Annotated in this window: 12 protein-coding genes; 7 read left to right on the top strand and 5 right to left on the bottom strand. The window is 74.2% G+C overall.

Translation table 11 applies throughout. From position 1 onward, the window contains the following. A partial coding sequence (locus tag ABZ570_RS18165; RefSeq protein ID WP_358064358.1) for a glycosyltransferase family 9 protein occupies positions 1–966 on the top strand: 966 nt, incomplete at its 5' end. Continuing rightward, on the top strand, positions 947–1,930 hold the full coding sequence (locus ABZ570_RS18160; RefSeq protein ID WP_358064355.1) for a DNA topoisomerase IB: 984 nt from the start codon (positions 947–949) through the stop codon (positions 1,928–1,930). The genes ABZ570_RS18165 and ABZ570_RS18160, both read left to right, overlap by 20 nt. 175 nt (positions 1,931–2,105) lie before the next feature. On the opposite strand, the gene ABZ570_RS18155 is transcribed toward ABZ570_RS18160, so the two are convergent. Both ABZ570_RS18155 and ABZ570_RS18150 read right to left on the bottom strand, forming a co-directional pair. Beyond that, the gene (locus ABZ570_RS18155) at positions 2,106–3,134 is read right to left on the bottom strand and encodes a helix-turn-helix domain-containing protein (protein WP_358064352.1); all 1,029 of its coding nucleotides are present in this window, start codon (positions 3,132–3,134) and stop codon (positions 2,106–2,108) included. Positions 3,135–3,252: 118 nt separating this feature from the next. Continuing rightward, entirely contained in the window at positions 3,253–3,756 is a 504-nt protein-coding gene (locus ABZ570_RS18150) for a hypothetical protein (RefSeq protein ID WP_358064349.1), read from the bottom strand. A gap of 211 nt (positions 3,757–3,967) precedes the next feature. On the opposite strand from ABZ570_RS18150, the gene ABZ570_RS18145 reads away from it, so the two are divergent. Both ABZ570_RS18145 and ABZ570_RS18140 read left to right on the top strand, forming a co-directional pair. Then, on the top strand, positions 3,968–4,300 hold the full coding sequence (locus ABZ570_RS18145; RefSeq protein ID WP_358064346.1) for a hypothetical protein: 333 nt from the start codon (positions 3,968–3,970) through the stop codon (positions 4,298–4,300). 39 nt (positions 4,301–4,339) lie between these two features. Next, positions 4,340–5,926: a zinc ribbon domain-containing protein gene (locus ABZ570_RS18140; RefSeq protein ID WP_358064343.1), complete on the top strand. Its 1,587-nt coding sequence runs from the start codon at positions 4,340–4,342 to the stop codon at positions 5,924–5,926. 9 nt (positions 5,927–5,935) lie between these two features. On the opposite strand, the gene ABZ570_RS18135 is transcribed toward ABZ570_RS18140, so the two are convergent. Beyond that, on the bottom strand, positions 5,936–7,567 hold the full coding sequence (locus ABZ570_RS18135; protein WP_358064340.1) for a RecQ family ATP-dependent DNA helicase: 1,632 nt from the start codon (positions 7,565–7,567) through the stop codon (positions 5,936–5,938). 118 nt (positions 7,568–7,685) lie between these two features. Here ABZ570_RS18135 and ABZ570_RS18130 point away from each other — a divergent pair, with 118 nt between their 5' ends. Beyond that, positions 7,686–8,522 carry a methyltransferase domain-containing protein gene (locus tag ABZ570_RS18130; protein ID WP_358064337.1) on the top strand — a complete coding sequence of 279 codons (837 nt, stop codon included), beginning with the start codon at positions 7,686–7,688 and terminating at the stop codon, positions 8,520–8,522. A 39-nt stretch (positions 8,523–8,561) separates the two neighbouring features. Beyond that, the gene (locus ABZ570_RS18125; RefSeq protein WP_358064334.1) at positions 8,562–9,200 is read left to right on the top strand and encodes a helix-turn-helix domain-containing protein; all 639 of its coding nucleotides are present in this window, start codon (positions 8,562–8,564) and stop codon (positions 9,198–9,200) included. A gap of 18 nt (positions 9,201–9,218) precedes the next feature. Here ABZ570_RS18125 and ABZ570_RS18120 read toward each other — a convergent pair whose 3' ends face one another. Further along, positions 9,219–11,057 carry a hypothetical protein gene (locus tag ABZ570_RS18120; RefSeq protein WP_358064331.1) on the bottom strand — a complete coding sequence of 613 codons (1,839 nt, stop codon included), beginning with the start codon at positions 11,055–11,057 and terminating at the stop codon, positions 9,219–9,221. A 3-nt stretch (positions 11,058–11,060) separates the two neighbouring features. Continuing rightward, positions 11,061–12,104, bottom strand: coding sequence for a MoxR family ATPase (locus ABZ570_RS18115; RefSeq protein WP_358064364.1), 1,044 nt, complete (start codon positions 12,102–12,104; stop codon positions 11,061–11,063). Positions 12,105–12,227: 123 nt separating this feature from the next. On the opposite strand from ABZ570_RS18115, the gene ABZ570_RS18110 reads away from it, so the two are divergent. Continuing rightward, a complete protein-coding gene (locus ABZ570_RS18110; protein ID WP_358064328.1) occupies positions 12,228–13,034 on the top strand; it encodes a PH domain-containing protein in 807 nt (268 codons plus the stop codon).

Raw genomic sequence — 13,034 nt, 5'->3', positions numbered from 1 at the left:
GTGCTGCGGGCGCTCGGCGTCGGCGACCTGGCGACGGCCGTGCCGGCGCTGCGCGGCCTGCGGGCCGGCCTTCCCGGCCGGGAGCTGGTGCTGGCCGCGCCGGCCTGGCTGGCGCCGCTGGCCGACCTGGCCGGCGTGGTCGACCGGGTGCTGCCCACCGACGCGCTGGCCGACCGGCCGCCCTGGCCGGTGCCGCCGCCGGAGGTGGCGGTCAACCTGCACGGCCGGGGGCCGGACTCGCACCGGATGCTCGCCGCCACCCGGCCCGGCCGGCTGCTCGCCTTCGCCAACCCCGAGGCCGGGCACGCCGACGGCCCGGCCTGGGACGACGACGAGCACGAGGTCCGCCGCTGGTGCCGGCTGCTGCACTGGTACGGCCTGCCGGCCGACCCGGCCGACCTGGCGCTGCGCCGCCCGCCGGCGCCCGGGGCCCGGGCCGGCGCCACCGTGCTGCACCCGGGCAGCAAGATCCCCGCGAAGCGCTGGCCGGCGGACCGGTTCGCGGCGCTCGCCCGGGCCCTGGCCGGGCGGGGCCACCGGGTGGTGCTCACCGGCTCCGCGGCGGAACAGGATCTCGCCGGCCGGATCGCCCGCGCCGCCGGCCTGCCGCCGGACGCCGTGCTCGCCGGCCGGACCGACCTGGCCGATCTGGCCGCGCTGGTGGCCGACGCCCGGCTGGTGGTCAGCGGCGACACCGGGGTGGCCCACCTGGCGACCGGGTACGGCACGGCGTCGGTGGTGCTCTTCGGCCCGGTGCCGGCGGAGCAGTGGGGGCCGCCGGCGGACCGGCCCCGGCACCGCGTGCTCGGCGTCAAGCACCGGCTGGAGTCGGAGCGGCATCGGAACGGCCCCGGCGGGGTAGGGATCCATCCGGCATTGGCGGCCATCGGCGTCGACGAGGTGCTGGCCGCGGTGGACGAGGTGGAAGGGGCGGTGCGGGTCTCCGGTGCGATTGCGGCGAAGTGATCCGGGCAGGCCGGGGTACGGACGCCGGCGGCGCGGCAAGGGCTGGCTCTTCGTCGACCCGAAGGGCGAGCCGGTCCGCGGCCCCGACGAGCTGGCCCGGCTGCGCCAGCTCGTCATCCCGCCGGCCTGGCAGGACGTCTGGATCTCGCCGTACCCGAACGGGCACATCCAGGCCACCGGCATCGACGCGGCCGGGCGCAAGCAGTACCTCTACCACCCGCTGTGGCGGCAGAGGCGGGACGAGGCCAAGTTCGACCACGTGCTGGAGGTGGCCCACCGGCTGCCGGTGCTGCGCGACCGGGTCGACCACGATCTGGCGCTGCGTGGGCTGCGCCGGGAGCGCGTCCTCGCCACCGTCGCCCGGCTGCTGGACATGGGCATGTTCCGGGTCGGCAACGAGCAGTACGCCACCGGCGACGACCCCACCTTCGGCGTGTCCACCCTGCGCCCGGAGCACGCCCGTTCCCGGGGCGGCTGCGTGGTCTTCGAGTTCCCGGCGAAGGGCGGCGTCGAGCAGGTACGCCGGATCGAGGACCCCGAGCTGTGCCGGGTGCTGACCAACCTGCGCCGCCGGCGGCGGGCCGAGGAACGCCTCTTCGGCTACTGGGACGGCCGGAGCTGGCGGGACGTGCGCAGCGACGAGGTGAACGACTACCTGCGCGACGCCAGCGGCGGGGAGATGACCGCCAAGGACTTCCGTACCTGGCACGCCACCGTGCTGGCCGCCACCGAGCTGGCGACGGCCGGCGCGCAGCGCTCGGCCACGGCCCGCAAGCGGGCGGTGGCCGCGGTGATGCGTTCGGTGGCCGAGCTGCTCGGCAACACGCCGACCGTGGCGCGTACGTCCTACGTGGATCCGCGGGTGGTGGACCTCTACCACGACGGCGTGGTGGCCCCGGTGGAGCCGGAGATGCCCCGGCAGGCGGTGGAGAAGGCCGTGCTGGTGCTGCTGGAGGAGAGCTGACCGGCCCCGTCGGCAGTCCTGGGGGAAGGCATGACGGGGCCGGAGACCCGCGTGGCCGCCGGTGGCCGGCGGCACCGGCACCGGGCGGTCGCCCGCGACGGAAGGGTCGCGGGCGCCTCGCCACGGCCCCCCGATACCACTGGGCCGCGCCGGTCTCCCGTCCGTCGGCCCGCGATCAGTATGTCGGGTCCGGGTTGACCACGGACGCCGGAGTGTTGACGATGCGTGCCCGTTCGAGGTGCCGCGCCCGGTACGCCTGGGGGGTCTCCTCCTGCGCCGCCCGGAACGCCCGGCTGAAGTGCGCCTTGTCCCGGAACCCCCAGCGGCCGGCGATCGACTGGATGGGCAGGTCCCGCAGGGTCGGGTCGGCGAGGTCGCGCCGGCATCGTTCCAGTCGCTGGTCCCGGATGTACGCCGCGACGGTGGTCTCCTCGGCCTCGAAGAGCCGGTGCAGCGACCGGACCGAGATGTGGTGCGCGTCGGCGATGAGCTGCGGGCTCAGCGACGCCTCACCCAGGTGCTGGCGGATGTGGGAGCGGACCTGGGCCAGCAGCGCGCGGCGGCGTACCTCGGTGGGCACCGCGTCCTCGGAGACCAGGTGCCGGCCGAGCATGGTGGAGAGCAGGTCCAGCCCGACCCCGGCCAGGCGCTCGGCGTCCGCGGCGTGGTACTGCTCGGGATGATTGGTGAGCTGGATGAGGTAGTTGGCCAGCAGCGCCCCGACCCCCTCGGTGCCGGACATCCGCGCGGCGAACAGCGGGGCGAGCCGACGGTGTGGCAGCGGCAGCGCGTCGTACGGGAGGAAGGCGACGATCGAGCTGACGGGGGCCCGGCGGTCGTCGCCGCGGTGGCTGAGTTCCTGCGGGCGGGCGCAGTCGTAGAAGGTGAAGTCGCCGGGGCGGCAGATGCCGCGCTGCCCGTCCTGGTCGGCGATGCCGGTGCCGGTGAGGGTCAGCGCGAGCAGGTAGTAGTCCGCGTCGGAGCGCTGGATCAGCTTCCGGGTGCGGATCCCGTCCAGCGAGGGGTAGCGGTGGCGGACCAGCTGTATCGGCCCCAGGTCGAGGAACTCCGCCCGCGCGACGAAGTCGTCGGCGTGCTCGGTGCGGATCCGCATGAGCGCGGGCGTGGTGGCGAGCATGTCCAGCCACAGCCCGAAGCGGTCGGCGGCGGGCACCTGCTCGGTGTCGAAAATCTGGCGATTCATCCCTGTGTCCATGCCGCGACCCCCGTGGTTCGTCCCCCTCCATCCTCGACGACGCCCCACGAGGCCGCGGTGGGGCCGTCGTGGGGCGCCGGGGGGTAGGGCTCGGGCGCGTCCGCGATCAGTCGTTCAACACCTGGGCGAGGCGGTCCCGGAAGGCCCGCTCCGACTCGCTGACCACGTCGCCGCCGAGGCCCAGGAGGCCGCCCGTGACGGCCGCGGCGACCACCTGCTCGGCGATCTCCACCAGCCAGTGCCGGTACGCGCCGGCCTGCCCCTCGTCCACCTTGCCGGCCAGCAGGGCCGACGCCTGCGCGGCCCGGGCGAGCACGTCGTCGATCATCGCCTGCGGGTCGGCGGGCTCGATGGCCGGCAGCTCGGCGCCGATCTCCGGGTCGCCGACCCGCGAGACGACCTCGCCGGCCACGGCGGCCACCAGCGAGCTGGCCGACTCGCGTCCCGCGGCGATGGCCTCCAGCCCGGCGGCGTTCTCGGCCATCGTGCGGCGGGTGCCGTCGGACTCGGCCGCGCTCGCCGCGCTGAGAACGGACTGCGGCAGCCCGACCAGCAGCCCCCACTCCTCGTCGGAGAAGCCGAATTCGGTGTACGCCGGCTGCTCGATCACGATCAAGCCCCTCTCGCCTCGGTGCTCGTGTGTGGACGGCACGTGTCGGTGCCCGGGTCAGCTCACGAATTTGAATAAGAATGCCCAGTGATTCTATGGTCACGATGTTCGTTGGGCGGCTGGGTAGGATGCGGTCGCCGGAGGATCGGCGTCGCCTGTTGGCCGAGTCCGGGCAGTGCCAAGGCCAGGCTGGTGGTCGGTGAGTCGGAAGATGTCCTTGTCTGAGGGCGAGGCCCTGCGCACCGCGTGCGCTCGCGCGCTGCTGCGATCGGGGGTGGACGAGAAGTCCGGTGAGGTCCTGGTCCCGGTGGTGCTTGCCGAACGTGTCGGTTGGTGCGCCGATCTGGTAGCGGGCATGGTGGGCGCCCTGATCGGCGAGCACTGGAACGCGGTTGACGTTAATGCGCTCGCCTCCGGGGTGGACGCAGGTGGGCGGAGGTTGCCGTCGAACGCGTGGGTGGCCTTGCGGCGTCTGGGCTGGACCGCCACCATGCCCGAGGGCGTGAAGGTCAACGACCGGATTGTGCGGATGGCGCAGGAGTAAGCGGGACGGGTTCTGCGTTCGGTGAAGTGGCGTGCTGATGTGACCGCCGGTGTGTTGGCGACCTGGCCGACCGATCCGCGCCAGCGCACGCGGCAGGAGTGGGAACAGGTACGCACGGCGATCCCGGGCGGGGAGGGCCTGCCGTCGAGTGTCATCAAGGGCCGGACCCGGCAGGCCGCCACGTTCGCCAAGGCCAATGGGCGTCTGCCGGTGGACGTGTTCGAACTCGAAGGCGCCCCGAGGGTTCCGCGAATGCTGTTGCTGGCCGCGTGTGACCGGCAGCAGGCCACCATCGAACGCAGCGACACCCACCCGGGCAGAGTCCTGTTGCGGTTGCAGCTGCCTACCCGTGCGGATCCGCGCTCGTATCGGGACTGGACATGGGTGGCATGCCCGATCACGCTGCCGCCCACCGTCCCTGCCGGCGCGGTGTTACACCTGCCCACCCTCCGTGTCACCGGCGGCAAGGTACGCGCTGATGTCGCCTACACGCACCCGGTGCCCAAGGCCCGGCGTGCCGGGCACACGGTGGCGGTCGGCGTGGACTGGGGGCTTAACACCCTGTTGTCCGCCGGAGCCCTACGCCTGCACGAGGACGGGCGAATCACCGCCTTGGGGGCCGGCGGCCAGTTCCGCGCCGCCGGTGTCTTGGCCAAACAGCACCGCCTACGCCGGCACAGTGAACGGTTGCACGCCAAGGCCGACCAGTACGCGCGGCTGATCGACGGCCGTCCCGACGAGCATCTGACCGCGAAACACGAGCTGCTGGGCGGCGAGATCCGCCACGTGTCCGAGCGCCGCTCGAACCTGAACGACGCGCTCGCCTGGGCTGCCGCCCGCTGGACGGTGGACCAGGCGATCACCGCCCGGGCGACCGTCATCTACCTGGAAGACCTGCGGTCGATGGAAGCACGGGGCATGGGCCGCACCATGAACACGCGCCTGTCCCAGCAGGTCCGCGGAAAGATCGTCGACCGCATCCGGCACCTCGCCGCCGAGACCGGTATCGCCGTGGTCACCGTCCCCGCCCGCAACACCTCCAAAAACTGCCCCCACTGCCTCACCCCACTGCGGCACTGCAAAGCCCCCGACCAGCCGACCGTCGCGGGATGGAAATGGGCCATCTGCCCCAACCAGTCCTGCGGCTGGCAGGGCGACCGCGACCACGGGGCATGGCGGCGTATCGCCGCCCGAGGACTCACCCACCAGGCCAAGACCGTCACCGACAAGACCAGCGGGAACATGGTGATCCGTACGGTCGTGGACGCGCTCGAAGCCACCGCCGTCGTCACCCCCACCACGACCAGCCGGAGGGACCGGTCCAAGACCGGCCCCACCCGCCACCACACCTCACGCCCCGCGCCCAGGCGACGCAGGGCACCCTCCCCCACCCGGCCCCACGGCCGGGCGGGCAAGCGTCCGGAGGGACACGCACCAACGGACCGGCTCAAGCTGCCCCGCGCAGCCCACCGACACCAGGGCGTGACCACGATCAGCACACCCACCATCGGCCACCGGCCGCGAGGAGCAGCACTGGGCGCGGGATTTCATCTCCATGCCCACGCAACCCCACCCAGGTGGGCAACGATTTCGGAAACTCAATCCGCCGCAGGATCGCTTAGCTGATCAGAGACGCTAGTCCCTTGTCAACAGGCTCTGTTCGGACACCACCGGCACGGACAGCGTCTTGTAGCCCACCTCGTCGAAGAGCACCGTCATCCGGTCCTCCTCGTAGCTCAGCACCAGGCCGGGACCCCACTCCGGGTGCCGCACCTGGCTGTGCACCGGGAACGGCCCGACCGACCCGTCGCCGGCCACACTGGTGCCGGCGTGGCAGTTGTCGCAGTGGCCGCAGACCTCGGTCATCTGCTCCCCGAAGTACGCCAGCAGCGCCTGGCCGCGGCAGCCGGCGGTCTCCGCGAAGGCGCGCATCATGTCGGTACGCGACCGGGTGACGGTCCGCTGCCGTTCCGCCTCGGCGAGCGCCGCCCGGCCGGACTCGGCGGCCGGTGGGGCGTACCGGGGGGCGGCGATCCGCTGCCGGCCGCGCGGCTCGGCGGCGCCCACCTGCTCCAGCAGGGACAGGTACTGGCCGAGCTTGCGCGGTCCGAGGCCGGTCAGCTCGCGCAGCTCCTTGCGGGTCCGGGGCTGGGTGCGCAGCAGGGCGGCGAGTTCCCGCAGCTCCTTCTCGTCGGGCAGGCCGCCGCTGAAGTAGCGCTGCAGGCCGACGTCCTCGGCCCGCCACAGCAGCAGGACCCGGGCCGGCGACCCATCTCGGCCGGCGCGACCGATTTCCTGGAAGTAGCTGTCCGGTGAGTCGGGCAGTGCCAGGTGCGCCACCCAGGCGATGTTCGACTTGTCGATGCCCATGCCGAAGGCCGAGGTGGCCACCATGATCGGCACCCGGTCGGCGAGGAACGCCTCGTGCAGCTCGTGCCGGGCGCCGGCGGGCATGCCGCCGTGGTAGCACTGCGCGGGGAAGCCCGCGTCGGTCAGCCGCCGCGCCAGTTCCTCGGCCGCCCGCCGGGTCGGCACGTAGCCGATGCCGGGCCGCTCGTCGTCGCGGAGCAGGGCGATCAGGCGCCGCCACCGGTAGTCGTCCGTGGGGCAGTGCGCCACCTCGAGGAAGAGGTTGGGTCGGTCCAGCCCGGAGACCACCACCTCGGGGTCACGCAGCCGCAGCCGGGCGATGATGTCCTCGCGTACGGGCGGGGACGCGGTGGCGGTCAGGGCCACCACCGGCGGCCGGCCGATGCCTTCGATCAGGTGCCCGAGCGCCAGGTAGTCCGGGCGGAAGTCGTGCCCCCAGGCGGAGATGCAGTGCGCCTCGTCGACCGCGACGAGGGCCGGCCGGAGCGAGCGGATCTGGGCCGCCCGGTCCGGACTGGTGAGCGCCTCGGGCGTGATGAACAGGAACTCTGCCCGCCTGCGGCGGAGCTCCTCGATCGCCTCGGCCTGCTGGTTCGCGTTCTCGTCGGAGCTGATCCGGACCGCCCGCAGCTCCGGGCGTTGCCGTTCGTTGAGCGCCGCGATCTGGTCCTGTTGGAGGGCGAGCAGCGGGGAGACGACCACGGTGGGTCCGGGGATCAGGCTGGCCGGGATCTGGTAGATCGCCGACTTGCCGGCGCCGGTGGGCAGGACCACCAGCGAGTCGCGCCGTTTCATGACCGCGCGCATGGCGGCCAGTTGGTGGGGCCGCAGCGCGGTCCAGCCGAAGAGGTTGCGCGCCGCGCGGCGCAGGGTCGTCGCGTGCGTGGGCAGGTTCATCAGTGGCCGCAGGTACCCGCGCCGATCAGGGCCGAAACCGGGCCGGGTGTTGACGCGCGACTATGGCCGGTCCATTATGAATGGACGTTCATGAACAGCTGTTCATTAGGGGGTCGACGTGACGATCGTGAACGAGCACCAGGAACAGGCCTGGAACGGCTACGAGGGACGGCACTGGGCCGCGCACCAGACCCGGTACGACGCGATCAACAGCGGCTTCAACGAGGCGCTGCTCGACGCGGTCGGGCCGGGAGACCGGGTGCTCGACCTCGGCTGCGGCAACGGGCAGCTCACCCGGCTGGCCGCCCGGCGGTCCGGCACCGGCCACGCGGTCGGGGTCGACCTGTCCGCGCCGATGCTCGACCGGGCCCGCGCCTCGGCGGCCGACGAGGGCGTGGAGAACGTCGACTTCGTCCGGGCCGACGCCCAGGTCCACCCGTTCCCGCCGGCCGCGTTCGACGTCGCGCTGAGCCGGTTCGGGGTGATGTTCTACGCCGATCCGGTCGCCGCGTTCGCCAACGTACGCCGGGCGCTGCGCCCCGGCGGCCGGCTCGCCTTCGTCTGCCTCGACGACGTGCAGCGAGGCGACCTCGGCGCGGTGCTCGCGCCGCTCGCCGTGCACCTGCCACCCACCGACACCGACGGCAGCGCGACCGGTGAGCCGCTCTCCTTCGCCGACCCGGCCGCCGTCCGGAGCGTGCTCGCCGACGCCGGCTTCGTCGACGTGGCCTGCGACGCGCGGCAGGAGGCGGGAACCTGGGGGCGGGACGCGACGGACGCGGGCGACTTCCTCGCCGGCTGGGGGCCGATCCGGCACCGGCTCGGCCCGCTCGACCCGTCGGTCACCGAACGGTTCCGGGCCGCGCTGGTCGAGGCGATGCGCCCGTACGAGGGGCCCGAGGGCGTACGGCTGCGCAACGCGGCGTGGCTGGTCACCGCCCGGCGTCCCGGCTGACCGCCGGCGGGCCCGGGCACGGCTCCTAGGATGCCGGACGTGGCACCGAGACGAGCGGCCGCGCTGCGGGGCGGCGAGCAGAGCCTGCGGGAGCACCTGATCGCCGCCGCCGGCCGGCTGGTCGCCCAGCGCGGCGTGGCCGGGCTGACCGTACGCGAGATCGCCCGCGCGGCCGGGGTCGCCGACGGGGTGCTCTACAACCACTTCGCCGACAAGGAGGAACTGCTCGCGTACGCGCTGCACGCGCACGTCGGCGCGGTCGAGGCGGAGCAGGAGGGAGCGCCCCCACGGCCGGGCGAGGGGACCGTCGAGGCGAACCTGCGGGCGTACCTGCGGCGGGCGCTCGCGTTGCACGCGGCGATCCTGCCCGCCTTCGCCGGGCTGGCCACCCAGCCGAAGCTGCTGGCCCGGCTCGGCGAGCTGCCCGCCCCGCTCGGCGGCGGGCAGGGCCTGCGCGCGGAACTCGCCGGCTACGTCCGGGCGGAGCAGCGGCTCGGCCGGGTGGCGGCGTCGGCCAGCCCGGAGGCGGTTGCCACGCTGGTCGTCGGCGTCTGCCACGACCTGGTCCTCGGCCGGCTGCTCGACCCGTCCGGGCCGCCGCCGGAGCCCGCGCCCGAACTGGTCGACGCCCTGGTCGCCACCCTGCTGCACGGCGTCGCCGGGCCCGGGGCCGGGTGAGCCGTCCGGGCCGACGGGTCAGCTCATCCGGAACACGGGGCCGCGCGGCGAAAAGGGCAGCCGGGCGCCGCGCGGCACCAGGAACGCGTGGTCGCGGCGGATCCGCAGCACGTCGCACTCGCCGTCGGTGATCACGAGGATCGGGCCGTCCGCCGGAAAGTCGTCGGCGCGCTCCAGCAGCCGTACGCCGGGTTGCAGCACGGTTCCGCCCCGACCGCGCACCCGCACCCGGCCGGCGATCTCCTCCACCGGCAGGTAGCCGGCGTCGTAGGCCACCGCGTCGCAGAACACCACCCGCGCCGCGGGCACGTCCCGGGCCGTCGCGTAGCCGGCGACCGCCCCGAGCGCCCGCCCCATCAGCCGGGCGCTCATCGACCCGGAGGTGTCCAGCAGCACGCCGAAGGTCGGCCGGCGCTCCTCCTCCTCGGGCCGGTGCCAGCCCGGACGTGGGATGTCCGGGGTGGCCGCCTGCCGGCGCGAGGGCCGGGCGTACGACCGCCGCCGCTCCCGCGCCGGGAAGCGCTCGTCGAACCAGCGGGCCAGTTGCACGTCCCACGGTGGCGGCGGCTCGTCCAGCACCCGGATCTCCGCGACCAGCCCGGCCGGGAGCAGACCGCGACCGGAAGACTGGTGGTACCGCAGACCGCCGGTCAACGCCCGGCGGTAGTACTCGTCCAGGTCGACCCCGCGCCGGGCCTCGCCCGGTCCGGGCGCGCCGTGGCCCAGGATGTCGCCCCGCCCGGGGCCGCGCAGGGTGGCCAGCTTGCGGTGCCGGCGCAGGTCGGTGGCGAGCCGGTCGTACACCGCCTCGCTCGACAGGCCGCGCAGCTGCGGGTCGTACAGCAGGCCGTCGGGCATCTCGCCGACCGCCATCTCCACCAGCCAACCGTTGATCACGTAGTCGGTGGCGACGTTCCACAGGTACGGGTCCCGATGCGCCACCCGGTCGCCGTGCCGCAGCGCGGCGTGCAGCATCTCGTGCGCCAGCACGAAGCGGCACTGCCTCTCCGGCAGCACCCGCAGCGGGTTGACGTAGATCTCCCCGGCGTACGCGTCGACGGCGGCGACCGCGATCTCCCAGGAGCGGGCCAGCTCCACGTCGGCGACGATCCGGAAGCCGGCGGCGAGCGCCCCGAGCAGCGGATACGACGAGACGAACCAGCGCCGTGCCCGCTCCCACGGGTTGTCCCGGGCCACCCCGTTCGGCCCCGGCTTCGGCGTGCCCGCCGCCTCCACGGCCGCGCTGGCCGCCGCCGCGAGCCCGACGGCGAAGCGCTCCGGCCAGGTCTGCCAGCGGGTGCCGGCGACGGGCGGGGCGACCCACCGTCGGGCCGGCGCGACCGGCTGGACCAGGTCGGAGCCGTGCCCGCCGACGCCGCAGTCGAGGTACTCCGGCGGGACGCCACGCTGGCGCCAGTCGGCGGCCAACCGCTCCTCGGCTCCGCCGGGGAGCGGGACGGGCAGCGGGCGCGGCGGCCGGCCGAGCCGGGCGTCGAGTTGGAAGCGGGCCACCGCCAGACAGGCCGCCGCTACGGCGGCGGGGTCGTTCCGGCGGGCCGGGTCGCCGTCCAGGTGGCCGAAGCCGAGGTGCAGCAGACAGTGGGTGATCACCCAGTACCACTCCTCGGCGTCGGCGCGCCGCCGCCGGTCGACCACGATCTCGCCGCCGCCGGCCACCCGGGCCCAGCCCCGCGCCTCCGCCAACTCCTCGTCGTCGACCCAGCGGAACCGGGCGCGCGGGTACCCGTCGAACAGCAGCGGCCGGAACATCGGATGGTCGTACGCCCGCTTCTCGGCCTGGTTGAAGGCCTCCTCGTTCGGGTCCGGCCGGCGGCCGGAGCGGCGTCGGGTGGCCATCGGTCAGGCCCGGGCCGCGACCAGGCGGGGCAGGTCCCGGGTCACCTCGACCAGGAACCACGCCGGCAGCACGGGCATCCCGTCGTCATCGGTGGCGATGACCAACTGGGCGCACTCCAGGGAGATCTCGGCGAGTTCGACCAGCAGCCCCTTCGCCCGGATCGAGAAGTCCCGCACGGTGGGGGAGGCGTGCTCCCGGGACGCCGGCAGCTCCTTGACCAGCCGGGCCCGGAACGCCTGGGCGAAGAAATAGAGCAGGTCCCGGTCCTGCGGGGCGCGCGGCCAGCCGGCGTCGCCCCGCACGATGGCGTCCAGGCCGTAGCGGTGGCGCACCGTCTTGACGTACGCGGTGAAGCCGGCCGCGTGCTCCCCGGTGAGCGTGCCACCCGCCAGCAGCCGCACCGTCGCCTCGTCGATGTCGTCGCCGAAGGAGTGCAGCGCGTCGGAGAGCATGTGCCAGCTGCGCGGGGTGGAGAAGGCTTCCTCCGTCTTGGGCGGGGCGACCCAGAGCTGGTCGGGGCGTTCGGTCAGGTAGTCCACCACCCACGGGTGCACCCCGGCGCCGGCCGCCCAGGCCAGCCAGTCGGTGGGCGAGGCGCGCAGGTGCACGTGCACCAGCCGGTTCACCAGCGCCGACGCCATCGGCCGGGCCAGCGCATTGTCGGTGGCCCGGTTGCCGGCACCGATCACGATCGAGCCGGCCGGCAGTTCGTACGAGCCGATCCGGCGATCGAGGATCAGCGAGTAGAACGCCTTCTGCACCTCCGGGCTGGACGAGTTCAGCTCGTCCAGGAAGAGGCAGTACGGCTCGTCGCGGGCGATCGACTCCGGCGGGGCGAAGCGGCTGCGCCCGTCGCGCAGCTCCGGCACGCCGATCAGGTCCTCCGCGGCGAGTTGGGTGCCGACCAGGGTCACGCAGGGCAGCCCGAGCGAGTCGGCGAAGGCGCGCACCAGGGAACTCTTCCCGATGCCGGGCGGACCCCAGACGAAGACGGGCCGGACGACCGCGAGGTGCAGCAGCAGCGTGGGCAGTTCGGCCGGGGTCACCGTGAGGGCGGAATGCACGCTGACCATGATCGGGACGTGGCGAGGCTCGTCGCACCCGAATTTCGGCGCTCGGCCGGGCCGGTCGGCATCGGGGCGGTTGACCGGGTGCGCCACCATGCACGCATGGCCTCCCCTGCCGGCCCGGCCACGGTGGTCGTGCCCGCGCCGCCCGATGCTCGCCCCGGCGGGCTGCGCGTACTGGCCGCGCTCGCGGTGGCGGGGCTCTGGGTGGTGGCCGTCCACTTCGGCGTACCCGGCAGGTGGGGCGGTTGGGCACTGAACGCGGTGCTGGTCGTGCTCTGTGCGGCGGCGTTCACCGCCGCCGGGCTTGCCGCCAAGGGGCCGTGGCGCCGCCCGGTGCGGCTGGTCGGCGCGGGCGAGGGGCGGCTGCGGGTGCCGGCCGGTCCGGGCTTCAGCTGGTACCTCACCGGCCAGATCCTGTTCCTCACGGCCCTCGTCGGGCCAGGGCAGGACGACGACCTGCTCCGCGCTCCCGACGTGTCGGCCGGTCCCGTTCGCTACGCCCTGACCGCCCTCCTGCTGGCGCTGGCCGCGCTGGTGATCGGGGGCCTCGTCGCGGCCGTCTTCGACGGCCGTCCCCGGATCGACCTGACGCCGGCCGGGATCGAGATCCGGGGTGTGCTCGGCCGGCGGAATGTTCCCTGGGCGGCGGTGGCCCCCGGCACGCCGCAGCGGTCGTGGTCGGGTAACACGCTGGTACTGACGGTGGTGCGCCCCGAACTGGTCGAGCGCCGCGGCACGGCCTGGAGCCCGGCGAGCGCGCCCTGGCTGGACCTCCGCTGGCTGCCGATCCATCCGTGGTTCCTGAGCGACGTGCTGCGCTGGTACGTCGACCACCCGCAGGAGCGGGTCGCGGTCGGCACGCCGGCCGGCAACGAACGGTTGTGCCGGGCGCTGGGGGTGGCCTGA

It is taken from the genome of Micromonospora sp. NPDC007271 (genome assembly GCF_040634005.1).
In the GTDB taxonomy this organism is placed as follows: domain Bacteria; phylum Actinomycetota; class Actinomycetes; order Mycobacteriales; family Micromonosporaceae; genus Micromonospora.
Note: the sequence above shows the minus strand (reverse complement) of the source record. Positions and strands in the feature narration are given on the sequence as shown.

Coding starts and splice junctions, on each gene's coding strand:
- ABZ570_RS18155 (WP_358064352.1), bottom strand. CDS start 3,134: ATGAATCGCCAGATTTTCGACACCGAGCAGGTGCCCGCCGCCGACCGC.
- ABZ570_RS18145 (WP_358064346.1), top strand. CDS start 3,968: ATGTCCTTGTCTGAGGGCGAGGCCCTGCGCACCGCGTGCGCTCGCGCG.
- ABZ570_RS18135 (WP_358064340.1), bottom strand. CDS start 7,567: ATGAACCTGCCCACGCACGCGACGACCCTGCGCCGCGCGGCGCGCAAC.
- ABZ570_RS18120 (WP_358064331.1), bottom strand. CDS start 11,057: ATGGCCACCCGACGCCGCTCCGGCCGCCGGCCGGACCCGAACGAGGAG.
- ABZ570_RS18110 (WP_358064328.1), top strand. CDS start 12,228: ATGGCCTCCCCTGCCGGCCCGGCCACGGTGGTCGTGCCCGCGCCGCCC.